General features: G+C 61.4%; 30 protein-coding genes and 1 tRNA gene. 24 read left to right on the top strand and 7 right to left on the bottom strand.

Annotated elements, in window-relative coordinates:
* Window positions 1–177 precede the first annotated feature (177 nt).
* Window positions 178–1,080, bottom strand: a complete 903-nt coding sequence (lpxO, locus tag C404_RS42305; protein ID WP_031329347.1) for a lipid A hydroxylase LpxO — start codon at window positions 1,078–1,080, stop codon at window positions 178–180.
* A gap of 273 nt (window positions 1,081–1,353) precedes the next feature.
* On the opposite strand from lpxO, the gene C404_RS42300 reads away from it, so the two are divergent.
* Window positions 1,354–1,899 carry a hypothetical protein gene (locus C404_RS42300; protein ID WP_021194850.1) on the top strand — a complete coding sequence of 182 codons (546 nt, stop codon included), beginning with the start codon at window positions 1,354–1,356 and terminating at the stop codon, window positions 1,897–1,899.
* A 5-nt stretch (window positions 1,900–1,904) separates the two neighbouring features.
* Here C404_RS42300 and C404_RS42295 read toward each other — a convergent pair whose 3' ends face one another.
* Window positions 1,905–2,294 (bottom strand): hypothetical protein, encoded by a 390-nt coding sequence (locus tag C404_RS42295; protein WP_021194849.1) that lies wholly within the window; start codon window positions 2,292–2,294, stop codon window positions 1,905–1,907.
* Between the two features lie 115 nt (window positions 2,295–2,409).
* Here C404_RS42295 and C404_RS42290 point away from each other — a divergent pair, with 115 nt between their 5' ends.
* The 17 genes from C404_RS42290 (at window position 2,410) to C404_RS42225 (ending at window position 12,810) form a co-directional block, all read left to right on the top strand.
* Window positions 2,410–3,255 carry an NUDIX hydrolase gene (locus C404_RS42290; RefSeq protein ID WP_021194848.1) on the top strand — a complete coding sequence of 282 codons (846 nt, stop codon included), beginning with the start codon at window positions 2,410–2,412 and terminating at the stop codon, window positions 3,253–3,255.
* 8 nt (window positions 3,256–3,263) lie between these two features.
* On the top strand, window positions 3,264–4,130 hold the full coding sequence (gene purU / locus C404_RS42285; RefSeq protein ID WP_021194847.1) for a formyltetrahydrofolate deformylase: 867 nt from the start codon (window positions 3,264–3,266) through the stop codon (window positions 4,128–4,130).
* 15 nt (window positions 4,131–4,145) lie between these two features.
* Entirely contained in the window at window positions 4,146–4,877 is a 732-nt protein-coding gene (dnaQ, locus tag C404_RS42280; RefSeq protein WP_021194846.1) for a DNA polymerase III subunit epsilon, read from the top strand.
* 95 nt (window positions 4,878–4,972) lie between these two features.
* Window positions 4,973–5,047: transfer RNA gene (locus C404_RS42275), tRNA-Val, on the top strand.
* Window positions 5,048–5,212: 165 nt separating this feature from the next.
* Window positions 5,213–6,436 (top strand): tyrosine-type recombinase/integrase, encoded by a 1,224-nt coding sequence (locus C404_RS0129935; protein ID WP_031329346.1) that lies wholly within the window; start codon window positions 5,213–5,215, stop codon window positions 6,434–6,436.
* A gap of 356 nt (window positions 6,437–6,792) precedes the next feature.
* Window positions 6,793–7,029 carry a helix-turn-helix transcriptional regulator gene (locus C404_RS59295; RefSeq protein ID WP_081659357.1) on the top strand — a complete coding sequence of 79 codons (237 nt, stop codon included), beginning with the start codon at window positions 6,793–6,795 and terminating at the stop codon, window positions 7,027–7,029.
* 440 nt (window positions 7,030–7,469) lie between these two features.
* Window positions 7,470–7,637 (top strand): hypothetical protein, encoded by a 168-nt coding sequence (locus C404_RS60670; RefSeq protein WP_021194845.1) that lies wholly within the window; start codon window positions 7,470–7,472, stop codon window positions 7,635–7,637.
* On the top strand, window positions 7,630–7,872 hold the full coding sequence (locus C404_RS42270; RefSeq protein ID WP_021194844.1) for a hypothetical protein: 243 nt from the start codon (window positions 7,630–7,632) through the stop codon (window positions 7,870–7,872). The genes C404_RS60670 and C404_RS42270 overlap by 8 nt, the downstream gene beginning before the upstream one ends.
* Entirely contained in the window at window positions 7,865–8,161 is a 297-nt protein-coding gene (locus tag C404_RS42265) for a hypothetical protein (protein ID WP_021194843.1), read from the top strand. The genes C404_RS42270 and C404_RS42265 overlap by 8 nt, the downstream gene beginning before the upstream one ends.
* A 94-nt stretch (window positions 8,162–8,255) precedes the next feature.
* Window positions 8,256–8,651, top strand: coding sequence for a hypothetical protein (locus C404_RS42260; RefSeq protein WP_021194842.1), 396 nt, complete (start codon window positions 8,256–8,258; stop codon window positions 8,649–8,651).
* Complete coding sequence (locus C404_RS42255; RefSeq protein ID WP_021194841.1) at window positions 8,638–9,948, top strand: AAA family ATPase; 1,311 nt, start codon at window positions 8,638–8,640, stop codon at window positions 9,946–9,948. The genes C404_RS42260 and C404_RS42255 overlap by 14 nt, the downstream gene beginning before the upstream one ends.
* Window positions 9,945–10,604, top strand: coding sequence for a hypothetical protein (locus C404_RS42250; protein WP_021194840.1), 660 nt, complete (start codon window positions 9,945–9,947; stop codon window positions 10,602–10,604). The genes C404_RS42255 and C404_RS42250 overlap by 4 nt, the downstream gene beginning before the upstream one ends.
* A gap of 159 nt (window positions 10,605–10,763) precedes the next feature.
* Complete coding sequence (locus C404_RS42245; RefSeq protein WP_021194839.1) at window positions 10,764–11,117, top strand: hypothetical protein; 354 nt, start codon at window positions 10,764–10,766, stop codon at window positions 11,115–11,117.
* Window positions 11,118–11,199: 82 nt separating this feature from the next.
* Window positions 11,200–11,544 carry a hypothetical protein gene (locus C404_RS42240; protein ID WP_064496188.1) on the top strand — a complete coding sequence of 115 codons (345 nt, stop codon included), beginning with the start codon at window positions 11,200–11,202 and terminating at the stop codon, window positions 11,542–11,544.
* A 3-nt stretch (window positions 11,545–11,547) separates the two neighbouring features.
* On the top strand, window positions 11,548–12,111 hold the full coding sequence (locus C404_RS42235; RefSeq protein WP_021194837.1) for a hypothetical protein: 564 nt from the start codon (window positions 11,548–11,550) through the stop codon (window positions 12,109–12,111).
* 126 nt (window positions 12,112–12,237) lie between these two features.
* Window positions 12,238–12,450, top strand: coding sequence for a hypothetical protein (locus C404_RS42230; RefSeq protein ID WP_021194836.1), 213 nt, complete (start codon window positions 12,238–12,240; stop codon window positions 12,448–12,450).
* A gap of 126 nt (window positions 12,451–12,576) precedes the next feature.
* Complete coding sequence (locus C404_RS42225) at window positions 12,577–12,810, top strand: hypothetical protein (protein WP_021194835.1); 234 nt, start codon at window positions 12,577–12,579, stop codon at window positions 12,808–12,810.
* 317 nt (window positions 12,811–13,127) lie between these two features.
* Here C404_RS42225 and C404_RS42220 read toward each other — a convergent pair whose 3' ends face one another.
* The gene (locus tag C404_RS42220) at window positions 13,128–13,838 is read right to left on the bottom strand and encodes a hypothetical protein (protein ID WP_021194834.1); all 711 of its coding nucleotides are present in this window, start codon (window positions 13,836–13,838) and stop codon (window positions 13,128–13,130) included.
* 467 nt (window positions 13,839–14,305) lie between these two features.
* Here C404_RS42220 and C404_RS60995 point away from each other — a divergent pair, with 467 nt between their 5' ends.
* From C404_RS60995 to C404_RS42200, 4 genes are all read left to right on the top strand, one after another.
* On the top strand, window positions 14,306–14,587 hold the full coding sequence (locus C404_RS60995; RefSeq protein ID WP_081659356.1) for a DUF4236 domain-containing protein: 282 nt from the start codon (window positions 14,306–14,308) through the stop codon (window positions 14,585–14,587).
* Between the two features lie 793 nt (window positions 14,588–15,380).
* Entirely contained in the window at window positions 15,381–17,303 is a 1,923-nt protein-coding gene (locus C404_RS42210) for a PrkA family serine protein kinase (RefSeq protein ID WP_021194832.1), read from the top strand.
* A 42-nt stretch (window positions 17,304–17,345) separates the two neighbouring features.
* Entirely contained in the window at window positions 17,346–18,608 is a 1,263-nt protein-coding gene (locus tag C404_RS42205; RefSeq protein ID WP_021194831.1) for a YeaH/YhbH family protein, read from the top strand.
* A 69-nt stretch (window positions 18,609–18,677) separates the two neighbouring features.
* Complete coding sequence (locus C404_RS42200) at window positions 18,678–20,186, top strand: SpoVR family protein (RefSeq protein ID WP_021194830.1); 1,509 nt, start codon at window positions 18,678–18,680, stop codon at window positions 20,184–20,186.
* A 28-nt stretch (window positions 20,187–20,214) separates the two neighbouring features.
* Here the strand turns inward: C404_RS42200 and C404_RS42195 are convergent, their stop codons facing one another.
* The 4 genes from C404_RS42195 to C404_RS42180 all read right to left on the bottom strand — a co-directional run bounded on the left by C404_RS42195 (window position 20,215) and on the right by C404_RS42180 (window position 22,758).
* Window positions 20,215–20,706, bottom strand: a complete 492-nt coding sequence (locus C404_RS42195) for a hypothetical protein (protein WP_021194829.1) — start codon at window positions 20,704–20,706, stop codon at window positions 20,215–20,217.
* A 169-nt stretch (window positions 20,707–20,875) separates the two neighbouring features.
* Entirely contained in the window at window positions 20,876–21,154 is a 279-nt protein-coding gene (locus C404_RS42190) for a DUF1488 domain-containing protein (protein WP_021194828.1), read from the bottom strand.
* Window positions 21,155–21,340: 186 nt separating this feature from the next.
* Complete coding sequence (gene rnhA, locus C404_RS42185) at window positions 21,341–21,796, bottom strand: ribonuclease HI (RefSeq protein WP_021194827.1); 456 nt, start codon at window positions 21,794–21,796, stop codon at window positions 21,341–21,343.
* A 53-nt stretch (window positions 21,797–21,849) separates the two neighbouring features.
* On the bottom strand, window positions 21,850–22,758 hold the full coding sequence (locus C404_RS42180) for a class I SAM-dependent methyltransferase (RefSeq protein ID WP_021194826.1): 909 nt from the start codon (window positions 22,756–22,758) through the stop codon (window positions 21,850–21,852).
* On the opposite strand from C404_RS42180, the gene gloB reads away from it, so the two are divergent.
* Both gloB and C404_RS42170 read left to right on the top strand, forming a co-directional pair.
* Window positions 22,757–23,596, top strand: a complete 840-nt coding sequence (gene gloB, locus C404_RS42175; protein ID WP_021194825.1) for a hydroxyacylglutathione hydrolase — start codon at window positions 22,757–22,759, stop codon at window positions 23,594–23,596. The genes C404_RS42180 and gloB overlap by 2 nt on opposite strands.
* A gap of 138 nt (window positions 23,597–23,734) precedes the next feature.
* A complete protein-coding gene (locus tag C404_RS42170) occupies window positions 23,735–25,264 on the top strand; it encodes a transglycosylase SLT domain-containing protein (protein ID WP_031329343.1) in 1,530 nt (509 codons plus the stop codon).
* Window positions 25,265–25,345: the final 81 nt, after the last annotated feature.

Raw genomic sequence — 25,345 nt, 5'->3', positions numbered from 1 at the left:
ATCAGATGAGCGCCTGAGCGCTCAGTTCCTGACATTAGGCGAGATTTGTGGCTGACGTAGCGCTTTTTCACACCGACTTGTGTAAAAGCGTAAGGAAGTCGTATTGCTTGCATCTTTTGCAAACGCAACAAAAAACCGGCGCGAAGCCGGTTTCTTGTGCGATGCCATGCGTGTCGATCAGATCCAGATGATGAGCGCTGCCACGCCGATGATCAGGCCGAACTTCACCACGTAGTAAGCCTTGCGGTTCCACGCCTTGAAGCGGCGGCGATACTGGCCCATCAGCCAAACGTAGCGGAACAGCTTGTTGATGCCGCCGGTCTGGTCGCCCTCATCGTTGGGAGAGCTGGCGGCGGTCATGACCTTGCGGCCGAGCCACTTGTTGATGCGCTGCGCCCAGCCGAATTTCATCGGGCGCTCGATATCGCAGAAGAGGATCAGGCGGTCCTTGTCGGAGCCGTTCTGCGCCCAGTGCAGGTAGGTCTCGTCAAAGACCACGCCTTCGCCGTCACGCCAGCTGTGGCGCTCGCCGTCGACTTCGATAAAGCAGCGGTCATCGTTCGGCGTGGCCAGGCCCAGGTGGTAGCGCAGCGAACCGGCAAACGGGTCACGGTGTGGGTTGAGCTTGCCGCCGGGTGGCAGTTCGGCGAACATCGCGGCCTTCACACTGGGCAACTCACGCAGCAACGCCACGGTTTTCGGGCAGAACTGCTCGGCCGACGGGTGGCTCGCTTCATACCACTTCAGGTAGAAACGCTTCCAGCCATTCTTGAAGAAGGAGTTGAAGCCAGCATCGTCGTTCTTCTCGGCCGCCTTGATCTTGCTCAGGTTGACCAGTGCCAGGCCTTCATCGCGAATTTGCGGCCAGGCGGCCTGTAGCTTTTCCAGGTCAGGAAAGCGCTCGACCGGCACATAGGCCGTCTGCGGCACGCCTGAGAAGGCGTACATGAAGCAGTTGACCGGCGCGACCACGGCGGAGTGGTCGAACATCTGGCGCCAGAACTTCAGGCGCACCTTGCCGCGAAAGTGCACGTACAGGATGGAGCCCAGGTAGAGGGCAACGAGAATCCACTTGATCAAGGCGACTTCCTTGCCGCGCAAAGGCGGTCAGCAAATGACAGGGCGCAGGGCAGGGGGGGGGCACGTTGCGCACAATCTTCTATTTTAACCGTGACGCGGTCATGCGGCGTTGATCCAAGCCAACAGCAGTCGCTTGGTTGATTGCGCGTTGTCACAGCCGGCGCCATTTTTTCCGCACAAATGTGATCTTTTGTCGCGCTGTGCGCTATGCGCCTTACAATCCGTTTTTCGCCTCGGTGCGTTTTGGGCAACGGGCGGCAACCGGAGGGGACCATGGACGCGAAAAAAATAGCCGAACCGCCCAATGAATCGCCGACCATTGGTTTGCTGCAGGCCAGCACCGAATCGTTGGATGCCTCCATCCGTCGCGCACAGGAAGCCTTGAGCGGTGTATCCGCCCGGCTTGCACGCCAGGGCGTGGCCGTCAGCCAGCCCGCGGACCGTTTCGTTCAAGCCGATGTCATGTCACCAACGGAAGCGCGCGCTTTGGCTGAGCGTTGCATTGCGGGCGTAGCGTCCGATGCCAACAGCATGGCGCGGGCCTTTTCGGCGTTGCTGACGCAGGTGGATTCGCTTGAGACTGAGCACGCAGGCCGTCGCCGCGTGCTGCGGCAGTGGATGGTGAGCCAGCTCACCTACAAGATGCTGTATCTGCACCACACCGGTCAGGATCCGACGGTGCCGCCGCGCGCATTGCGGGCGCAGAAGGAGCGGGTGAAGGCGCAGGTCTCAGCCCTGCTCGATGCAGGGCGCTCCTACGCCGATGTTCGCTTGACTGACCTGCGCTTCGACGGTGAAAACGCAGGCCGGGCAAGCTAGGCGGATTACTCCTCGTCGTCTTCCTCGGAATCGAGGAAGTCGCGGCGGGTCAGCCAGTCGGCGATGGCTTCGTCGCAGGCGTTCTTCAGCTTGGCCTTGTTGTCCACCTTGTCGAACAGCGTGAAGTTCATCAGCGCCAGGCCCAAGTCGGTGATGTAGAACATCCGCTTGGGGTTTTCGAAGTGGACGATGCGGCCATCGATATCGCCATCGTCTTCCGGCTCGGCGGGCATGTCTTCGAGTTCCACCACGCGGCACGTGAAGCGCGGCGAACGCGTGTGCGTGAGGTATTCGAATTCATCGTGCGACACTTCGCCGGACGGTGTGACGTCAATGGCGAAGCCCCAGATAAAGCGCGGGGTCGGCAGATCCGACAGCTCGTCGATTTCATCCATCCTTGTTTCTCCAATCTGATGATGGCGTCTACTAACAGCACATTATCGCGCATGAACAGCACATTCGGGCGCGGCGCGGAAAGCACAATGCCATGCTGCTGTGCGCGGTGATCGCATGACTGACTCACGTATTCATCGGGTTGTTGACGGTTTGGCGGCCCGCAACGCCTTTGACGCCGCAGCTTTGGTGCCCTGGATCGTTGGGGGGCAGCGCGTTGGCTGGCTGGATGCCGGGCGCGCCACGCTGCTTGGCCGCTGGCCGCAGTGGTTCGAGGTATCGGCAGGTCGGGTCGATTTGCGCAGCACCCTTACCACCGAGGGCGATCGCACGGCCGCCTTGGCCGAGGTGATTGCGCGCCTGGCCGAGGAGGGGCACGTACGTGGTTGGCGCGACGAGCAATTCGCCGTCAATACCGGCTGGGGCACGCTTGCACTGGCGCTGATCGAGCGGGCGGCGGCACGCTTTTTCGGTATCCGGACGTACGCCGCCCACATGAACGGCTTGATCGACGGCCCAGAGCCGATGCTCTGGCTGGCCCGCCGTGCCAACACCAAGCCGATCGACCCCGGCATGTGGGACAACCTCGTCGCCGGCGGTATCAGCCACGGGTTCGATGCGCGCCGCGCACTGGAAAAAGAATGCTGGGAAGAGGCGGGCATCGGTGCCGATCTGGCGGCCCGGCTGGTGCCGTGCGGCACGATCGACGTCCTGCGCACCGTGCCCGAAGGCATCCAGAACGAGACCCTGTTTGCCTTTGACCTGACGCTGCCCGCCAGCTTCACCCCAGCCAATCAGGACGGCGAGGTGGCTGGCCACCTGCGTGCCAGCCCCGACGCCGCGCTTGATATCATGGCGGATTGTGCGATGACGGTGGACGCCACGCTCGTCACCCTCGGTGCCCTGGCGCGCCTGATTCCGTCCCTTGTGCCGCAACGGTTCGCGCCTGACAACAATACGTAAAACGCTTCATGAGTCACTCCGGTTTCATCCTCACCCTGTCCTGTCCGGACCAGCCCGGCATCGTTCATGCCGTGTCCGGTCTGTTGTTCGAGCAAGGCTGCAACATTCTCGATTCCGACCAGTACGGCGACGAGTTCACCAACCGCTTCTTCATGCGCGTGCATTTCGTGCCGCAGGGCCAGCCGCTGGAGCTGCAGACGCTGCGCGACCGCTTTGCACCCATCGGTGATCGTTTCTCGATGCAGTGGGGCATGTTCGACGCCGCGATCAAGCCGCGCGTGATGATCCTGGTCTCGAAGATCGGCCATTGCCTGAACGACCTGCTGTTCCGCGCCCGCGCAGGCCAACTGCCGATCGAGATCGCCGCGATTGTTTCGAACCATCGCGATTTCTACCAACTGGCCGCGTCGTACGACGTGCCATTCATGCACTTGCCGCTGCTGCAGGCGACTGATGCACAGAAAGCGCAGCAAGAAGCCCGCATCTGGGAAATTGCCCAGGAGCAGCAGATCGACCTGGTGGTGCTCGCGCGCTACATGCAGATCCTCTCGAACGACCTGTGCCGCAAGCTGGAAGGCCGCGCCATCAACATCCACCATTCGTTCCTGCCGAGCTTCAAGGGTGCCAAGCCGTACTACCAGGCACACGAGCGTGGCGTGAAGCTGATTGGCGCGACGGCCCACTATGTGACGGCCGACCTGGACGAAGGCCCGATCATCGAGCAGGAGATCGAGCGCGTGGACCACAGCATGGACCCGGAGCAGCTCACCGCCGTCGGCCGTGACGTGGAATGCGTGGCGCTGGCCCGCGCAGTGAAGTGGCATGCCGAACACCGCATCCTGCTCAATGGCCACAAGACAGTCGTCTTCAAGTAACGGGTAGGTGGGCGTATGACACGACAGATCATCCTCGATACCGAAACCACGGGCCTGAACGCCGCCACCGGCGACCGCGTGATCGAAATCGGCTGTGTGGAGATGGTCAACCGCCGGCTGACCGGCCGCAATCTGCACTTCTACATCAACCCTGAGCGCGAGATCGACGCAGGCGCAATGGCGGTGCACGGCATCACCAACGAGTTCGTGGCCGACAAGCCCAAGTTTGCGGAAATCGTCAACGAAATCCGCGACTACGTGCAGGGCGCCGAGGCGATCATCCACAACGCCGCGTTCGACTTGGGCTTCCTGGACATGGAATTCCAGCGCCTGGGGCTGCCGCCCTTCCGCGAACATCTGTCGGGGCATATCGATACGTTGCGCGAGGCGCGCCAGATGTTCCCGGGCAAGCGAAACTCGCTGGATGCGCTGTGTGACCGGCTGGGCGTGAGCAACGCGCACCGTACGCTGCACGGCGCCTTGCTGGATGCGGAACTGCTGGCCGAGGTCTACCTGGCCATGACACGCGGCCAGAACACGCTGGTAATCGACATGCTGGAAGGCGGCGAGAGCGCTTCGGCAGTGGCCGCCACCGTTGACTTGAGCGCGCTTGAATTGCCGGTGCTACTGGCCACCGAGGCGGAAGCCCAAGCCCATGCTGGCGTGCTCAAGGAGATCGACAAGGCCAGCGGCGGCAAGACTGTCTGGACCCGGGAAGAGTCGGAAGCCACGCCTCCGGCGGCTTGATGCGAGATCGAAGCAAAAAAGTGCAGCCGGGGGCTTTACACGGGCGAAGCTTTTCGCCATAATCTCGTTTTCGCCGCATCCCGGCAGCAGTTTTCGGGTGGTTAGCTCAGCGGTAGAGCACTGCCTTCACACGGCAGGGGTCACAGGTTCAATCCCTGTACCACCCACCAAATTCACTTCCGGCGAGTTCCGCCGAAGTCCAAAAACCCGCGATAGCTCAACGCTTCGCGGGTTTTTTCTTTCCGTCGAAGTTCGGTGGAGTCCATTGGCAGCCGGGGGTATATGGGGGTATTTTTGGGGGTACATCAGATACCCCCAGCTGGAGATACCCCCAGATGGCACTCACCGACACCGCTATCCGCAACGCCAAGCCCGCCGACAAGCCGATCAAGCTGTTCGACGGCGGCGGCTTGTTTCTCCACATCACGCCCGCCGGGCAACGCTACTGGCGACTGAAGTATCGGTTCGCAGGCAAAGAGAAGCTTTTGGCCCTTGGCGTCTACCCGGAGGTCAGCCTTAAGGAGGCGAGGGACCGGCGCGAGGAGGCCAAGCGGCTTCTGGGCGAGGGCGTTGACCCGTCATTCGAGCGCAAGGCACAGAAGGTGGCGACGGTCGAGCGAACGGCAAACAGTTTCGAGGCCGTCGCTCGTGAGTGGCACGCCAAGTACGCGCCAAGCTGGTCCAAGAGCAACGCCTACAAGGTGATTGCTCGCCTGCAGAACGATGTATTTCCCTGGCTGGGCGGCCGGCCGATCGCTGAAATCAAGGCGCCAGAGCTGCTTGGTGTGGCTCGCCGCGTCGAGTCTCGCGGCGCCCTCGACACGGCGCACCGTGTGCTGCAAACCTGCGGCCAGATCTTCCGCTACGCCGTTGCCACCGGGCGGGCAGAGCGCGACCCGTCAGGCGACCTGCGGGGAGCGTTGCCGCCAGTGAAGGGGAAGCACTTTGCGGCGCCGACCGATCCCAAGGAGGTGGCAGGGCTGCTGCGCGTGTTCGACGCCTTCACGGGCACGTTTGTCGTGAAGTGCGCGCTGCTGTTGGCCCCGATGCTCTTCGTTCGACCTGGTGAGTTGCGGGCAGCGGAATGGGCGGACATCGATCTCGATGCAGGCGAATGGCGTTTCGTGTCATCCAAGCGGGATGTGCCCCACATCGTGCCGCTATCCACCCAGGCCGTCGCCATCCTGCGGGACCTGCACGCGTTGACCGGTCACGGGCACTACGTCTTCCCCGGTGCTAGGGACAAGAAAAAACCCATGTCGGAAGCTGCCGTCAACGCTGCGCTCAAGCGCATGGGCATCGACACGCAAAAGGAGTTCACAGGCCACGGTGTGCGACCTATTGCCCGGACGATCCTGCGCGAGGTGCTGGGCTTCGAGGCCGAGGTGATCGAGTTGCAGCTCGCGCACCGGAAGAAGGACCCGAACGGAGCGGCGTATGACCGTGTGGCCTTTCTGGCTGAGCGCAGGCGCATGATGCAGACATGGGCCGACTACTTAGACGAACTGAAGGCCGGCGCGAAGGTTCTGGCGATCGCCGGGGCCACTACCCGAGATTAAAGTAAAACTTTCCTTTTTCCATTCGCGCCAGGTCAATAAACTGGACGCACTTCCCTGAACCGCTGCGCATCAGCGAGACCTCCGCAGAGTGATGTGGGTTTGCGCTGCTGAGGAGTACGGGAAGAGGAGGATGGGCGGCGGCCTAGGAAACTACCGCCCATCCGATTTTGACACTCGGTCAGTCCCGCGAGAGGACAGGCTCGCTTACGCGCCAACGTAGGCTAGCCTGAGCGAATGATATACAACCGCGAGTGGAAGCAGCGCATCCAGCGAAAAATCGCAATCTTGAAGTGAGGATTTTCGCTTGCGCGCAATCTCTGCTCTCTGCGGGCTGACTGTTCTTCCAAGGAAGAAGGATGGCAGCCAAACTGCTGCGCCTAGCGGGCGTCATGGACGCCGTGGGCCTCAAAAAAACCGCAATCTATGCGCTTATCCGCACGGGTGATTTTCCCGCGCCGGTCGCGCTTACGTCTCGGTCTGTTGCTTGGCGATCTGACGACGTTGACCGTTGGATTGAATCTCGCGCCAAGGTAGCCGATACCTCCCCACATGGAAGACGCGAAAGCTGCGCCTCTGATGCTGCAGGGGTTTGAGCATGAGCGCCCCAACTTTGAATGCCCGCGCTGGAGGTGAATCTGTTGCGGGACGTATCGCGGCAAGCCTTGACGCTCGTCCGCGCGTGCCCTACAGTGCAGCCGTCGTCTACACAGAGGCGACCGGGCGTGAGAACCCGAGCAACGTAGGCGGACAGCCGCCGAGAGCGGCATTTTTTATGTCCGTCACGCCTTCGCACGCCTTCGATCACGGCGGGCCGGGCGGGGCAGCCTTCGGGCTGGCCGGTGCCTACGTTCCGGTTTCTCACCCCCGCTGTCAGGCCCGCCACCCCTCACGTGAGAATGAGCGGCGGGCCTCCACCAGCAACGTAGGAGGCCGCACCATGCGCCATGCCCCCGCTCGCCCTGAGCAAAAGCAATTTCCCCTCTCAATCGCCGCAGGCCGAGCCGCCGCCGTGCTCTGGCTGGAAAACCCTGTGATGTCCGCCGCCACGTGGCGCGACAACCGCTTTGTCGCGCATGCGTGCGGCATGGGCTTCACCGAGTCGGCAGAGCGTCGCCGCGCGTTCAACGAAGCCTTCGAGCAAGGCATTGCTGACGCCATCGTTGGTGTGGTGTTCGTCGCTGTGGAGGTGAGCCATGTCTAAGGTCATTGCGCTCACCGAGCAAACCAACAAGAACGATGGCGCCAGCGTGGGTTTGCTATCGGTGCATAACACGCCGGTCATCACCGACGGCATGGCTGCCATCTCAATGATGATTGCGGACGCGGTATCGCAAGACGATTGCGACCGCGAAACCATTGCTGATGCGGCTTTGTTGCTGGCCGAACTCGCGCAGTTGGTGCAGAGGGTTATCCACGCGGAGGTGTGCCATGCCTAAGCTCACCTCCAATACTGCGGCTTCCTCCACGTCTCGCTACAACATTGCGGCCTGTGTTGAGGGCGATGACACCTTCGTCGCGGATCGCCTCCCGGGGTGTCCACCGAGGGTGATGGCTTCGACCAAGATCGATCAGTTACACGCATTGCTGCGCTTACTCCGCTCCAACGATGGAGGTCCTTTGGAAAGCCTTGAAACCGACGAATTGGATTCCGTCATGGGGCTCGCTGAAGACTTGGCGCTTGAAACCAAGCTGCTGCTCGATCTAGCCACCGAGGTGGAGCAATGACCCTACCGAGCGGGTTTGTCCCGCATCACCACGCTCTGATCTCGCAGCGCCGCCTCTGCGCGACTGCCTGGTACCTGCTGGGAGCCTAGTACCTATGAATCTGAGACTCAACCGACTGCACGGGCAGCCGGGCGGGGGCGCTCACGCCTCGCGCTGCCCTATCTGGCTACTGCCACTTCATCGCGCACGCGCTTCGGGGCTGACACTGCGTCATGGCTGGATCGTTATCCAGGCCGGCGGCCGCATCGCGAAATGGGTGCCGGCAGTTTCCGTCACGCCTGGATACAAACCGAGCCCGAACGACGATCTGTCGGCGTTCCAAGGCCTCGATTGCGAGCTGTTGATCGACGACGACACGAGTTGCGGCCTAGTACGGGGTTTGATCGCCGGCATCTTGCAGGCGAATCCACGGCGCTTGTGGTTGCTGACAGGCGAGCGGCATCCCGCCATCGTCATTCTCAAGAAGGGGGCTATGCATGGGGCTCATTGAGAACTTGGTCCCGGCGACGGCTGAGGCGCAAGCCACCTTCGAGGCAGTCCAGGCAAAGCGGGAGCAACCGGCCAGCCTTCGCCTATTGCTGACGTGCGCCGCGGAAGTTGTGCCGGAAGCCATCACTTGGCTGTGGCCAGACTGGTTGCCCGCTGGGAAGATCTCGCTCTTGGCCGGCTCGCCTGGCACCGGAAAAACCACGCTGGCGCTCGCAATGGCGGCCATTGTCACCAAAGGGGGCACATGGCCGGATGGCTCCCGGATGAAGAAACCAGGGGGAGTGTTGATCTGGTCAAGCGAGGATGACCCGGCCGACACGCTGGTCCCGCGCCTGATGGCCGCTGGTGCCGATCTGCGGCGCATCCACTTTGCACAAGCTGTGGCAAACGAGAACGGCGAGCTGCAGCCGTTCGACCCGGCCAGAGACATGCACCTGCTGTCTGAGCGCTTGGCGGAAATGCAGGATGCCAATCTACTGATTGTCGACCCCATTGTCAGCGCCGTGTCTGGCGATGCCCACCGGGTGAATGACGTGCGTCGCAACCTGCAGGATCTGGTGAACGTGGCTGCGGCACATCGTTGCGCTGTGCTGGGGATCTCGCACTTTGCCAAGGGAACACGGGGAGCGAGCCCGGCCGAGCGCGTGATCGGCTCTCAGGCGTTCGTTGCGCTTGCACGCATGGTGCTGGTGGCCGGCAAGGATGAAGCAGCAGAGCGCCGCATCCTCGCCCGAGCCAAGTCCAACATATCCCCTGATGACGGCGGCGTTAGTTACTCGATCGAGCTGGTGGAGGCCGGTGTCGGCATCACGGCCAGCCGGATTGTGTGGGGTGAACTGATACAGGGCACCGCACGCGAGATCCTGGGGGATGTCGAGCACGAAGAAGACCAGGAAGAACGGACAGAGCGCGATGAGGCTGCCGACTTCCTGCGCTCGATGCTGGAGGATGGCCCAGCGTCGGTGAAGGTCATTAAGTCTGACGCGGCTGGAGCTGGGTACTCCTGGCGCACCATCGAACGCGCAAAGCGTGAACTGGGGGTCGAGGCTCGCAAAGCCGGTATGAAAGAAGGCTGGGTGTGGGTGCTTCCCGCCGAAGTCCGCCACGAAGATGACGAACCCCGCCACTCCCTAAACGGTGGCGGTCTTCGGGAACCGTGGCGGTCTTCCAGAAAAGCAAGGGTTTGCGGGCAGGCGAAGACCGCCGTTTCTAAAGAGGAACGCGAAGACCGCCACAGCGGAGGGAGTGGCGTTGTTCGTCTGAAATCTGCCGACGATGACGCGGAGGACGAGGTATGAGCGTTGCACAGATCCTGAGCAAGGCGAAGGCCATGGGCGTCCGCCTGTCTTTGAATGGCGATGGGGTGAAGTTGCGCGGTCCTGCCGATTCAATTGCCGCGCTCAAGCCCGAACTCGCCGCCCACAAGACAGAAATCGTGGCCTATCTGCGACGGGCCGCGAATGACGCCGCCGATTCGTCGGACTACCCGGTGGCGGATGGGCCATTTATGCCGTGGTGCCTCCCGATGTCGCCGGAGCGCGTAGCGGGTTTGCTTGCTGACCTCCGGGCCACTATCTGCAAGGTGGCTGACATAGAGGGTTGGCCAGGTGACCACCGGGCGCATTTGCTGGGTTTGGTTGCTCGTCAGCCTGTTTCCAGCCTGGCCGACGAGCTGGCGCACTTCCGTGAGCGTCTGGGCGCTATCGAGGCTGTGGCGCGTGTCGCTGACATCGCACGACAGGCAATGGCCGAGCATGACGCTATTCGCAAGTGCTGCACCTGTGAACACAGGACGCTCCATGACAGCGGCGTGCCGGTGCGATGTCAGATGGGAACAGCGCTGGGCTGGCGGCATCACGAGTGGTTGGATGCACCGGACACGTTGAATACGTGTCGACTTCACCGCCCCAGGTGGCGAGCCCGAGAAAAGATGCCGAAATCCCGGCTGAATTGACGGGGTTGGCGTGGCAGCCGACCGCGCACGGGTCCTTCCGCGGTTCGGGTCCCGCGGGTACCGGCGACCCCGATCACCGACTAGGTGTGCGAATTCGTGCGTCTTCGCAGGGTTCGCACTTCGCAGGGTTTGCAGCAGGAAAGCAGAAGGGGCAGAGGAGTGAACAACCGAGACATCGAGATCGAGGGGGAGCGCGAAGCCCTCATTCAACTAGTAGCGTGGATCGCAGGCATCCCTATTGATGTGTTGCGCCCACTCGCGTTCTCCCATTGGGGAGCCGACGGGCACCGCTATGTGGGCATGCGGCTGCGCGCCCACGGACAGTCCACGATGTATGCGGCCCGAGAGGCTATCCGGCGCAAACCGAAGGTTGGTGACGCCGTCCGCGCGGAGGTTGATGCACTACGCGCTGCGGGCTGGAAAATCGATGCCGCGTGCGCCGAGGTCGCACGTCTGCGCCATCGGGAGCCGACGACCATTCGGGCGCAGTACTACAGGCGATCTGGCGGGTAGTGCAAAAGAGAGGCCAAATTGCACTATTGCACTTTCAGAGATGCGGCTGCCCGCCCATCATTGGCATCACGATATACGCGAGATGAATCCGATGGATGAACTCAGAAAGCTGATGCCGGCCGCCGAGGTACCACAAGCTGATGCGGTCGATCTCATGCGGGTTGCTATGTTGCTTGCGGACTATGACCATGCACGCGCCGGAACGGTGGTGGCTGCGCTGAAAAGCGCCCTCGTGGCCGGCGATCTATGCAGTATCGACGACATCCACTTCATTACCCTCACTATCGATGGCGCGCAATGGCGGAAGCCGCGCGAAGTCATGGAGGGCGTCCGCATCGATCGCACCGAACTGGCCCGATGGCTCGCAACGCGCGATGTCAATCTTCCCGAAACTTCACCAGCCCTGCGCTGGATCAATCGGAGCTGATCCATGGCAATTCGTGATTTTCTGGTGGCGCTGACTGGTGCGCGAAACTCGATCGGCACCCTTGATAGGGAAATTGCCGACCTTGAAGGGGAACGTGCGCGTGTGGCGAAGCTTCCCCCAGATACAGCGTCTTTTATCGCTTGGCTGAAAAAGGGCCTTGAAAATCATGAGAGGGCTTTTATCGAGAGCCTGAGTTGGCATTGGACACCAGACACCCTTTCTAAGCTCGACGGAGAGTGGATTGACAACGATGCTGAGGGCGGCCATTTGCTTGGCACGAAGCGCCACCGTGCCGGTAATGGTGAGTACGTCGGGCAGTATCGAGGCTTGGATATATCGCAGCCGCCCGCGGACCCGGCGGCACTGGTTTTTTTCATGCGCCCGCTGATTGAAGACCGCTTGCCAGAGCTTGTTGGTCGGGTTTGGGGAAGCGAGCTTAGGAACGGTATCAGCGCGGCTGATCGAGCTAAACGCTTGTCGAGGATCGATACAGATTTGATCAAGCTACGCAAGCAGCGAGAAGAGATTTTGGCCGAGCTGGAGGCTGCCAGAGCGGCGGCGACCTGATTTTCCTTGGTGCCGAAACGCGTGTGCAGGCACCGCTGCAGATGCGATGGCCGCTGACCTGGTGCCACCCGTTCTGTATGGGTTTGCGAGGGTGACGCGGCCACTTCTCATTCATGATGACATCCTATGCCTACCAAGCCTACCCGTGAACATCGTCGCCTGGCTGAAGCCGTCGCGAAGGACTTCGCCAACCAGCAAGCCCAAGCGAATGAGCCAACGAACATGGTGCTTGCATTTCTTTCCGCCGCACGCGGAGACGTGGCCAAAGCTCTGGCGCTTGCAGAGCAATCGGCGAAGATCGAGAAGCAACTCAAGCGCGGCAGTCATGTGAAGCACTGATCGGTATCGAAGCGCAGGGAGTGATGAGCCTCTTCCTAGCATCAGTTTCTTGGATGGTCAGCTTTACATGCTGACCCGAATCGACGGGCGTCTGTGTGGTCCGTCTCATGTATTGAGGAGATTCCAATGAACGGATGGATTCAACTTGCCATCATGGTCGTGACGTACATCCTGAGCGTTGCGATGAGGCCAAGACCGAGTGATCCGCCTGCCTCTACGTTGCAAGATGTCAACGTGCCAACCGTCGACCAGGGCACGCCTGTTCCTGTCGTCTTTGGTGACGTATGGATCGAAAACTGGATGGTGCTCTGGTATGGAGATCTGCGGGTCGCGCCAATCAAGTCAGGGGGTAAGAAGTGAGCTACGTTACTGCTCTCGCCACACCACGAGTGGGCGGGAGTGCGGAACTGCTCTACACCCACGGCAATTCCATCGCGTTGTTGAGCTTGCTCCAGACGCTATAGGACGCGCTAGGAGCGTCGCACGTGCTGCTCCCATGTCGGGGGCGGCGCGCCCGAGAAAGCACAATCCCGGGCGAATTGACGGGGTTGGTCAGCCGCCCGGCCGCGCCCGGGTCCTTCGGCGCTTCGGGCACCGCGGGTACCGGCGACCGCGCGACCGCGTTAGCGGGGCACCATCCGAACAAGTTACCAACTGGGGTTACCGCTGAGACGCGATCAGATTCCGCGTATGGGGATGTAGGCTCGGACAAACAGCCGGAACTGCGAGAGAGGGATCGGCAGCCGACTTTCGTTGCGAGTGGTAACCAGTGTGAGGCGGTTACCACGTGGGGGCATGAAGTCGTCTGGTATAGCCGTGATGCCATCGAACAGTGACGGTTGGATTTTCACTGTCCACTCGGCATGTTCGATTCTTCTGCGCAAGGTGCCGGCGCCAATCGCCAGGTGATCGGCGACGGCGCATCGATCGTTTTTCATCGCTGCGAAGATGCGAAGGTATGCAACAGCCTCAGCGAAATACCCGAGGATCTGCCGTTCTTGTCTGCGCTCGTCTTCTCGATTTTCGATAGCCCGAGATGGGTCGTACTCTGGCGGAGCTGCTAAGGCTGCCGCGATAGCATTCTCGCGCACCCCTCCGTCATCGCCTTCTCTCTGCTCGTCGATACGCGCAGCGAACCGCAGGTGCTGGTCTGCGAATTTGACAAAGCGGTTGTAGAGGCGGCCGAGTATTTGCTGCTGGAAGCCCCTGTCGCTCGCATCTGGCGGAGGGTCGCGGTCTCGGCTTAACTCCTCCGCTACGAGCCACGCCTCGGTTTGGAGATCTTCGACCGTGGTTTCGCCGCGTGAGCGGCTCGCAATGCGACGAAGGTCAGAAATAATGGATGGGATCAGCCTGGCGAAGAATGTGCCGGCGGAACGTGGTGACATGGCATGACGCGGATGGATGGCGCAGCCTTGGACTCTACGTCATTGTGCATTAGGTGTGCCTAATACGTAGCCGATGCACTGGGTTCCCCTTCATCACCGACGCTCTGATACCAGCGCCGTTCGCTGATCGTGCGCTGGCGCTGATACTTGCGCGGGTTGCCACACATCCAACAACTGCAAGGAGCAGGGGTCCGCACCCATCGCCCTATATCTCGTCGATCACGTGCGCCGCCATGGTATTTGCGCCGCTTCGCTTTGAGCCGTTCAATCTGAGCACGGCGATTTGCGATTCCCTCTGCCATCTTGCTCCCCATTTCGTAAGTCGGAGGTGCAAAAGCCCGCTCGCGGCGGGCTGGCTCGGGAAACATGGTGACACCCGACAGATGGTACAGGTTTCAGAGCGATAGAGGGCGTACGCCGGCACAGATCTCGGGCGTAGAATCACCTAGCAGAGGGAGAGCGCAGCTATGCCATTCCGATTTCAACGCCGCGTCAAAATTGCCCCGGGCTTGCATCTGAACGTCAGCAAGTCAGGCATATCACTTTCCATCGGCGGGAAGGGGGCGACGCTGAATGTTGGCAGCCGACGTGGCCCTCGTGCCACTGCAGGCATCCCCGGCACCGGTCTGTCGTACTCTCGCAGCGCGGCTAACCCGCGCGACGAGGCAGAACCAGGGCGCTCAGGCTGGCCATGGGTGCTGACGTTGATTGTGCTGGCACTTGCGGCGAGCTGGTTCTACTTCGGGTAAGCGCCGTATGGCAGAGGGGTTGGTGTGGGGGTATTTTTGGGGGTATTTTTCGGATTTTGAAAAATCGGATGGCTTGGCGGCTGGGTTTGCCGTATCTGTTCGGTAGTTGTACCACCACCAAATTCGCGAGCAATCGCAAAAGAAAGGCCCTCTGGCAATCGCCGAGGGCCTTTTTTCTTTGCCGTCTTTCGTTATTTGTTCCCGCGCACGCTTCGGCATCTCCTCGCTGGCGTAAAAAAAGACAATCAACCCGCTTGCTTCGTGCGCGTGGCGCTTGCACCGAATCGAGGCCACTCGCCCCGTTATGTGCAATTGACCGTTGCGCAACGGAAGGAAAGTTGCCGGCACAACGGGGCGGCCGCCCGGGTCGCTACGCATGCAACACCACAACAAGCACTGAACGCGAACGGGGCCGGGATAACCCCTGCTTCTGTTGGGGCGGTTGGTGGGAACTCATACAGATCGGTTACGTACAAACATGCGAGCGCACACGTGGAACTGGGTACGCTTTCTGCTCCACCTCGCGTGGGCGCGTCAACGGTGCGAGTGGTGACAACAGATTGCTGTGCATGAATATGCTGATGCGATTGCGAGCCGTTGCGATTTGGCACTGCATCACGTCGAGCGCTAATGCGATCACGATTGGTTGTGCACCGCTTGGCAGGCTCAAGCGTTCTTGTGCTCATCCGTGATTGGTCTACAGTGGAATAAGTACCGCATTCAACGCACGCAAGAACTAGCCTCGTTCCAGCATAACCATGCTGGTGGTGAGGAAGAAATCTACGGGGGAGATATGGATATTTTCCGCCACTACGCTACGCGTTTCGAAGCTCGCAAAGAGGACGAGTACAGCATCCAGGAGTACCTGGATATCTGCAAGAAGGACTCCACCGCTTATGCGACCGCAGCCGAGCGCATGCTTGCTGCAATCGGCCAGCCCGAACTTGTGGATACCCACCACGATCCTCGGCTGTCGCGGTTGTTCTTCAACAAGGTCATCCGCATTTACCCGGCCTTCCGGGAGTTCTACGGCATGGAGGACACGATCGAGCAGATCGTCTCGTTCTTCAAGCATGCCGCGCAGGGTCTTGAAGAACGCAAGCAGATTCTCTATCTGCTCGGGCCTCCGGGGGGCGGCAAGTCTTCTCTGGCTGAAAAGCTGAAAGCGCTGATGGAGCAGATTCCCATCTACGCGCTCAAGGGCTCGCCCATTCACGAGTCCCCGCTCGGGCTGTTCTCGCCCGAGGAAGACGGCAAGATTCTGGAGGAAGACTACGGCATTCCACGGCGCTATCTGAACTCGATTGCCTCACCGTGGGCGGTCAAGCGGTTGCATGAGTTCAACGGCGACATCACGCGCTTCCGTGTGGTGCGGCTGCATCCGTCGGTGCTCTCGCAGATTGCGATCTCCAAGACCGAGCCCGGCGATGAGAACAATCAGGACATCTCGTCACTGGTCGGCAAGGTCGATATCCGCAAGCTGGAGGACTATCCGCAGGACGATCCGGATGCGTACTCGTACTCCGGCGGGCTGTGCCTGGCCAACCGTGGATTGCTTGAGTTCGTGGAGATGTTCAAGGCGCCTATCAAGGTGCTGCACCCGTTGCTGACGGCCACGCAGGAGGGCAACTACAAGGGCACCGAGGGTTTTGGTGCAATCCCGTTTGATGGCGTGATTCTGGCGCACTCGAACGAGGCGGAGTGGCAGAGCTTCAAGTCCGATCGCAACAACGAGGCCTTCCTCGACCGCATCTACATCGTCAAGGTGCCGTACTGCCTGCGTGTGTCAGACGAGGTGAAGATCTACGACAAGCTGCTGCGCAACAGCTCGCTGTCGAACTCGCCGTGCGCGCCGAACACGCTGAAGATGATGGCGCAGTTTGCGGTGCTCACGCGCATCAAGGAACCGGAGAACTCCAACATCTTCTCCAAGATGCGCGTCTACGACGGCGAGAGCCTCAAGGACGTCGACCCGAAGGCCAAGTCGTATCAGGAGTACCGCGACTTTGCCGGTATTGATGAGGGCATGACCGGGCTGTCGACGCGCTTTGCCTTCAAGGTGCTGTCCAAGGTCTTCAATTTTGATGGGGCGGAGGTGGCGGCCAACCCGGTGCATCTGCTGTACGTGCTCGAGCAGCAGATCGAGCGTGAACAGTTTGCGCCGGAGACCGAATCCAAGCTGATGTCCTACATCAAGGAGTACCTCGCTGCGCCTTATGTGGAGTTCATCGGCAAGGAGATCCAGACCGCTTATCTGGAGTCGTATTCGGAGTACGGGCAGAACATCTTCGATCGTTATGTGGTGTTTGCCGACCTGTGGATCCAGGATCAGGAGTACCGCGATCCGAACACCGGCGAGATTCTCGATCGCAGTGCCTTGAACGACGAGCTGGAGAAGGTGGAGAAACCGGCGGGCATTTCCAACCCGAAGGACTTCCGCAACGAGATCGTCAACTTCGTGCTGCGCGCGCGGGCCAAGAATGGGGGCAAGAACCCGCTCTGGACCAGCTACGAGAAGCTGCGCGCGGTGATCGAAAAGCGGATGTTCTCGACCACGGAAGATCTGCTGCCGGTGATCTCGTTTAACGCCAAGTCGTCGCACGACGATCGGGCCAAGCACGAGAACTTCGTCAACCGCATGGTGGAGAAGGGCTATACGGAGAAGCAGGTGCGCCTGCTGGTGGAGTGGTATCTGCGCGTACGGAAGTCGTCTTAAGGAGAGGCGCGAAGCAGATAACTTCCAACCGAGGGCAGCCACATGGGCACGATCATCGATCGGCGAGAGAACGGCGGCGGCAAGAGTACCGTCAACAAGCAGCGCTTCATCAAGCGCTACAAGGACCAGATTCGTCGCGCGGTGGCCAAGGCGGTGTCCGGCCGGAAGATCATGGACATCGAACAGAGCGGGCAGGTGTCCATTCCGGTCAAGGACATCTCCGAGCCCATGTTCCACCACGGCTCGGGCGGGCGCCGGGAAGGCGTCCACCCCGGCAACAGGCAGTTTGTCCGGGGCGACAGCTTTGACCGTCAGCAGCAGGGCAGCGGCGGTGCGGGCTCTCAGGCCAGCGATTCAGGCGAGGGCGAGGACGACTTTGTCTTCACGCTCTCGCGCGAGGATTTCCTCAACTTCTTCTTCGAGGACATGGCACTGCCCGACATGGCCAAGCGTCACTTGGCCAAGATCGCGGAAGTGCGCAAGGTGCGCGCCGGCTACTCGCTGGACGGCACGCCTTCGAACCTGTCTATCTTGCGCACGATGCGCAGCTCCCTCGGTCGCCGCATTGCGCTATCCAGCCCGTATCAGCGGCGCCTGCATGAACTGGAGACTGAGTACAACGAGGTGCTCCAGAACGACGGGCCGTACTGTGCGCGCGCGTTGGAGTTGACGAAAGAGATGCGGCACCTGCGCTCGTGCCTGGACCGTGTGCCTTTTATCGAGAAGCTCGACCTGCGCTACAACAATCGCGTGCAACGCAAGCGCCCTCAGGCGCAGGCAGTGATGTTCTGCGTGATGGATGTGTCGGGCTCGATGGATGAACAGCGCAAGGATCTTGCCAAGCGCTTCTTCATGCTGCTGTACCTGTTCCTGAAGCGAAACTACGAGCGCATCGACGTCGTCTTCATCCGGCACCACACCGTAGCCAAGGAGGTGAGTGAGGAGGATTTCTTCCACTCACGGGAATCTGGCGGCACGGTGGTATCGAGCGCGCTCAAGCTCGTCACGGAAGTGATCCATGACCGCTACCCACCGAGCCAGTGGAACATCTACTGTGCCCAGGCATCGGACGGTGATAACTGGGCAGGGGATTCAGAGCTTTGCGCCCAGCTGCTGCGCGAATCGATCCTGCCGGTGACGCAGTATTTCGCCTACATCGAGGTGGTCTCGACGGAGCCACAGAACCTGTGGGAGGAGTATCTTACGGTGCAGGCTGCATACGAGAACTTCGCGATGCAGCGCATCCTCAAGGCTGACGAAATCTATCCGGTATTGCACGATTTGTTCCAGAAGCGCACCACCTGAACGGCAGTGCCCGTGGCGCTGCTTCGGAGAGCACGCGCCAGCGTGTGACGGAGTCAACGGGGAACGAGCATGGCCTATCTTTCGACTGGCTCGGAATGGACCTTCGATCTGATCAAGCTCTATGACCAGAACATCGCCCGCATTGCCGGCGATTTTGGCCTAGACACGTATCCGAATCAGATCGAGATCATCACCGCAGAGCAGATGCTGGATGCCTATGCGTCATCCGGCCTGCCTCTGGGCTACAACCACTGGTCGTATGGCAAGCACTTTCTGGCTTCCGAGCGCGGCTACCAGCGTGGCCAGATGGGGCTGGCGTACGAGATCGTCATCAACTCCAACCCCTGCATCGCCTACCTGATGGAGGAGAACACGATGCCCATGCAGGCGCTGACGATCGCGCACGCCTGCTACGGCCACAACTCCTTCTTCAAGGGCAACTACCTGTTCCGCACCTGGACCAACGCCGACGCCATCGTCGACTACCTGCTGTTCGCCAAGAGCTATGTGGCCGAATGCGAACGCCGTTATGGCGAGCAAGAAGTGGAGTTGCTGCTCGATTCCTGCCACGCGCTGCAGAACTACGGTGTGGACCGTTATCGCCGGCCCAAGAAGCTGTCGATTACCGAAGAGCAGGCACGCCAGGACGAACGCGAAAAATACCTGGAGGCGCAGGTCAATGACTTGTGGCGCACACTGCCCAAGCACCGCGCGCATGCGCTGGCCACCGCAGACGATGCGCCAGAGCCGGAACCGAAGTTTCCGCCGGAGCCGGAGGAAAACCTTCTCTACTTCATCGAGAAGAACGCGCCCAAGTTGCAGCCCTGGCAGCGAGAGATCGTGCGCATCGTGCGCAAGATTGCGCAGTACTTCTATCCGCAGCGGCAGACCAAGGTCATGAACGAAGGCTGGGCTACGTTCTGGCACTACACCATCCTGCACAAGCTGTACGACGAAAAGCTCGTCAACGATGCCTTCATGCTGGAGTTGCTGCAGGCGCACACCAATGTGATTTACCAGCCGCCGTACAACAGCCCGTACTACAGCGGTTTCAACCCGTACACGCTGGGCTTCCTGATCTTTCAGGACATCCGCCGCATTTGCGAAGCACCCACCGATGAGGATTTCCGCTGGGCGCCCGAGATTGCGGGCAGTGACTGGCAGGAGACGCTCGACTTTGCCATGCGCAACTTCAAGGACGAGAGCTTCTTGCTGCAGTTCCTGTCGCCGCGGGTGATTCGCGAGTTGAAGTTGTTCTCGGTACTGGATGATGACCGCGAGCCCAAGCTGCGCGTGACTGCCATCCACGACGACGAGGGTTATCGCATGATCCGCCAGTTGCTGGCCAGCCAGTACGACTTGTCGAACATCGAGCCGAACATCCAGGTCACCAATGTGGACGTGGGCGGTGATCGTTCGTTGACCATGCGGCATCAGCAGAACAACCGTCGCCCCCTGGGCAGCAACTACGAAGAGATGGTCCGCCACGTCACCCGACTCTGGGGCTTCACCTGTCGGCTGGAAGTGGTCTACGAAGACGGTCGGCGCGAGATGAAGTACGAGTGCAAGCCTGACTAGCGCGTCAACCGTCGGTGAGTTGCTGTGCTCACACCGCCGGGGCGGCGGGCTCAGCGTTCTTTGCGCTCGCCTTTTTCTTGTCCGAAGGCTGAAGCGTTTGCGGCATGCCCGGCAGTTCTGCGGTCCCCAGTGCGCCGAACAGTGCGCGGACGGGCGCGATCATCGGTTCATCTCCCCAATGTGTTGCCAGCGTGCGCCAGGCTTCCGCTGATGTGGTGGCCTGTTGCAGCAGGGCGTTCTGCTGCTCGCTCGCCATGCTCAGGAAGGTTTGGAAGAGGCGACTGCTTTGCTCGATACGGGTTTGCAGCAGGGCGGCCGGCAGCGAGGCCAGGTCTTCCCAGTTGGCGGCCTCGGAAACCGAGGCGCAGGCTTGCAGTGCACGCCGCTCTGCATCTTCCACGCCCTTGAGCGTGATTTTGAGCGCGCGTTCTTGCGTTTCCTCCAGAGTGGTCAGGGTGTGCAGGGCGGTTTGTAGCTGAGTGCGAAAGACTTCGAGAGAGAGATCGATCGGTGCTTGCACGGCGTGCCTCCAAAAATGGGTGGGTGGCGAGGCCCTGCCGATGTTGTCCGCTGTCCCGGATGGCGCCCCTTTCTCCCCCGGTCCCCCAAGGCTATTCGCTGTTCTGGTGCGGGCGAACGTGCCTGGCAAGTGACGCAACCGGGGTGACGTCACCTTCTGAGATGTCGAGCTACATGCCAAAGCGGAAGTGTCCGCTGCGCAGCACGATGTCGTGTGAATCAGTCAATTTGAATAGTGAGCGGGCCATGTCTTCGATGGTCCCGCGATGGGTTTCCATTGCCTGCAGCAGATCCTCTTGCCGCCAGGAACGGGCGCCGAAATGCTCTTCCAGTGCCTCCGCCGTCACCGCATAGCAGGCGTAGGTGCCGTCAACGCTGGCGGTGCAGGTGAGGGTGAGATCTGCCGCGCAGTAGCGGGGTGTGCCCGCGGGGAATTCAATCGATTTCATGGCCGGCCTCCATGAAAAAACGGCGATGCACCGTGCGCCGCCTTTGCTCCAGTGTATGGCGCGAGTCGATGAATGCAATGTCATTACGAAGGCGTTTGGACCTGCGTCAAACCTGGGTTTCTTCTGCTGCACGCGTTGCACTGCTGGTGACAGCGCGCCCATCTGCGAGCTTGCAAGTAAGAAGCGTCAGGCGCCGGTCTGGATTGCCTTGCGCGCCAGTTCCACGCCCTTGTTGGCGAGCGCATCGGCGCGTTCGTTGCCCGGGTGGCCAGCATGGCCCTTGACCCAGTGCCAGCTCACCTCGTGTGTGACGACGAGTTCATCGAGGATGCGCCACAGGTCATCGTTCTTCACGGGCTTCTTGTCGGCCGTTTTCCAGCCGCGTGCCTTCCAGCCGGCCAGCCATTCGCTGATGCCTTTCTGCACGTACTGCGAATCGGTGTAGACCTTGACCCGGCACGGCCGCTTGAGCGCGCGAAACGCTTCGATGACGGCCATCAGCTCCATGCGATTGTTGGTGGTGACGGCCTCGCCGCCAAAGAGCTCTTTTTCGTGGCCGCCCGAGACGAGCACGGTGCCCCAGCCGCCAAGGCCGGGGTTGCCCTTGCATGCGCCATCGGAATAGACGGTGACTTCCTGCATGAATAAAGCGAAAGCGATCAGTGAGTGGTGGGAGGGGCGCTGGTGAGCGTGCGTTATGCGCCTGATTTGCCGTCGCACGCGGCGGCCGGCGGTGCTTTGGTCGAGTGCGAACCCGATGGCGTGGCGACTGGCGTGCCGGCCGGCACCAGCGCGGGCGACTTGCGGGTCTTCCACGCGGGGCCAACCATACGCATGCTGCGCACGCGCTTGACGGCCTGCAGCATGTAGACCGCCCCGAAGATTGGCCACCAGCGATCACCAGCCTTCTCCATGAAGGCCGTACGCTGCAGCCACTTCTCGGTGCGGTTGGGCGGCCGGTAGCAGCCGAAACGGCCGCGCACGATATCAAATCCGAGCAGCTTGAGCCAGTCCTTCAGGCGGGTGAACGCAATCATCTGGCTCTGCGCGGGCAGGAACGATTCCGTACCCAGGCGCCGCATGCCCTGGCGCATGCCCCACAGGCTCAGCGGGTTGAATCCGGTGATGATCAATCGCCCCTCAGGCATCAGCACGCGCGCCACTTCGCGCAGTACCTCATGCGGGTCGTCGGTGAACTCCAGCACGTGGGGCAGGGCTACGAGGTCGATACTCTGCGAGGCGAACGGCAGCTCGTCGTAACGGCAGATCACACGGGGCTTGGCCTGGCGTTGCGGGGCACTGGCATCGCTCTCTGCGTCGGCTGAGGCGTCTCCGGGCTCGGCCGGGTCGCCGTCCATCGGGTTGAGCGTTTCAATGGGGGCGGTTGGGTCGATGTCGTCGATCACGCGCGCAATCAGCGGGATGCGGTTCTCGCGCAGCGCGCCAAAGCCCGGGTGGCCGAGTTGCAGCGCATGAAAGCCGAACATGTCGGCGACGGTGCGATCGAATTGCGCCTGCTCCCAGCGCAGGACGTATTGCCCAGGCGGTGAAGCCAGCCAGTGGTGCCAATCTATAATGCGGCGATCGTTAGAGGAGTCAGGCATGGTCCAGGGTGGTGTGCCGTCGGAAGTAGCACTTGAGGTAGAGGCGATCGCTGCGTTTGCCGATAATTATATTTGGGCACTTCACGATGGCCGCGTGGCTGCTGTTGTGGACCCAGGCGACGCGCAACCCGTGCTGCGCTTCCTCCAGGAGCGCGGGTTGGCGCTCGGTGCCATTGTAATCACACATCATCACGGCGATCACGTCGGCGGGGTACGGGAACTGGTCGCGGCGTATCCGGAGAATCCCGAAGGGGTACCGTTGCCGGTGATCGGTCCGGCAGGCGAATCCATCCCGTGCCGCACCCAAGCCGTACGCGAAGGCGACATCGTTGCACTTGCCCAACCGGCTGCCACGTTCCGCGTGATTGATGTGCCGGGGCACACCAGTGGCCACGTCGCCTACGTCGGTCATCTGCAGGGCGACAAGACGCCCGCCAGCCTGTTTTGCGGCGATACGCTATTCGCGACGGGTTGCGGCCGTCTCTTTGAAGGCACGCCTGCGCAAATGCGCGCGTCGCTGGCCAAGCTGGCCGCGCTGGCGCCAGACACCCTTGTTTACTGCGCGCATGAATACACCGCATCGAATGTGCGCTTTGCGCGCGCTGTCGAGCCGGGCAACGCCAGCTTGGCCGCCTGGGAGGACAAGGTTGCGGCGTTGCGGGCCGAGGGCCGCTCGACCGTGCCCACCACGGTTGGCCATGAGCGCGCGACCAACCCGTTCATGCGGTCAGATGCGCCCGAAGTGACGCAAGCGGTGGCGCGTCACGCCGCGATCGGCACAAAAGATCCGGTGGCCGTATTCGCCGCTTTGCGCGAGTGGAAGAACGGTTTCCGTTGAGAATACACGCCGCGCGGGGGATCACCGCCTGCGCGACGGGTGTTTGCCGAGGCAGATGTCGGGTCTACGCGGGTTGACGTGGCGGGATGCGTTTCTTACTATCTGGGGCAATTTTTAGGTCCAACCCCTCAGAACTTGATGCGATCCGTGCGACTTCTTGCGGCATCTGTGCTCAGTCTGCTTCTCGCGGCCTGTGCTACGGCTCCCGCTCCGAATGCCGACACTGCCAGCACAAGCGCCTCTGCCTCCGCTTCCGGCAAAAATGCGCCGGTCGTCAATGTTGATCAGCAGCCCGTGGCCTCCCTGAAAGGGCCGGCCAAGGATCTCTGGGCGCGCATTCGCCAAGGCTTCTCCATGCCCGATCTGCAAAACTCGGCCGTGGATGACCGTGCCGATTGGTATGCGCAGCGTCCGGAAGCGTTCCAGCGCATGGTCGAGCGCTCGAACCGCTACCTGTATCACATCGTCGAAGAACTGGAGCGGCGCAACATGCCCACCGAATTGGCCTTGCTGCCGTTCGTGGAAAGTGCGTTCAACCCGCAGGCAGTGTCGAGTGCCAAGGCAGCCGGGATGTGGCAGTTCATCCCCAGTACCGGCCGAACCTACAACCTCAAGCAGAACGTCTTCCAGGACGAGCGCCGCGACGTGCTCGCCTCGACAGACGCCGCGCTGGACTACCTCTCCAAGCTGCACGATCAGTTTGGCGACTGGCAGTTGGCGCTGGCCGCCTATAACTGGGGCGAGGGCTCGGTCGCCCGGGCGATTGCGCGCAACCAGGCGGCGGGCCTGTCGACGGACTACGTCAACCTGAACATGCCGGCCGAGACGCGCATGTACGTGCCCAAGCTCCAGGCGGTGAAGAACATCATCGCCAACCCCGAGCGCTACAGCGTCAGGTTGCCGGACATCCCGAACCACCCGTATTTCGTCACCGTCACGACCTCACGTGACATTGATGTCGTGCTGGCGGCGCGGCTGGCCAATCTGCCGATGGATGAGTTCAAGGCGCTCAACCCGTCGTTCAACCGGCCGGTGATCCTGGGGGCCTCGAATCCGCAAATTCTGCTGCCGTACGACAACGCGGAAACGTTTCAGTACAACCTGAATACGTATCGCGGCGGCCTGTCGAGCTGGACGGCGGTGACGGTGGGCAACCGCGAGCGCGTGGAGGCCCTGGCGGCGCGGTTGAAGGTCGATCCCGATACCATTCGCGAGATCAACCGCATTCCCAAAGGCATGCGCCTGAAAGCGGGTTCCACGGTGGTCGTGCCGCGCGCGGACGGCGCCAAGGACGATGCGCCGGATATCAGCCCTGAACTGGCCGAAAACGCCACCATGGCTGTCGAACCCGACATGCCTGACCTGAGAAAGGTGGTGGTGCGCGCAGGCAAGCGCGATACGGTTGCCGGCCTGTCGCGGCGTTATGGCGTGTCGGTGGCGCAGATCCGTGCGTGGAACCAGTTGCCGGGCGATGCGATCCCGCGGGGCCACAACGTGGTGCTGATGTTGCCGCAGGCGCGGGGCGGTGGTCGTGTGCGTGCGGTGCGCGTATCGGCAACGTCGGCGGCGGCGTCGACCGGGCGGGTCCCGACAGCCAAGGTGGCCGGCAAGCCGGTCGTCAAGGCCAGGCCGGTGGCCAGCACATCGGCCAAGCGCAAGAAGCGCTGAAGCTGGCAAACTAAAGCGGCGTCCTGCGGGGCGCCGTTTTCTTTTTGGACTGCGGTAAGACCTGCGTAAGTTGGCGGTCGC

Source organism: Ralstonia sp. AU12-08 (assembly GCF_000442475.1).
Taxonomy (GTDB): Bacteria; Pseudomonadota; Gammaproteobacteria; order Burkholderiales; family Burkholderiaceae; genus Ralstonia; species Ralstonia insidiosa.
Note: the sequence above shows the minus strand (reverse complement) of the source record. Positions and strands in the feature narration are given on the sequence as shown.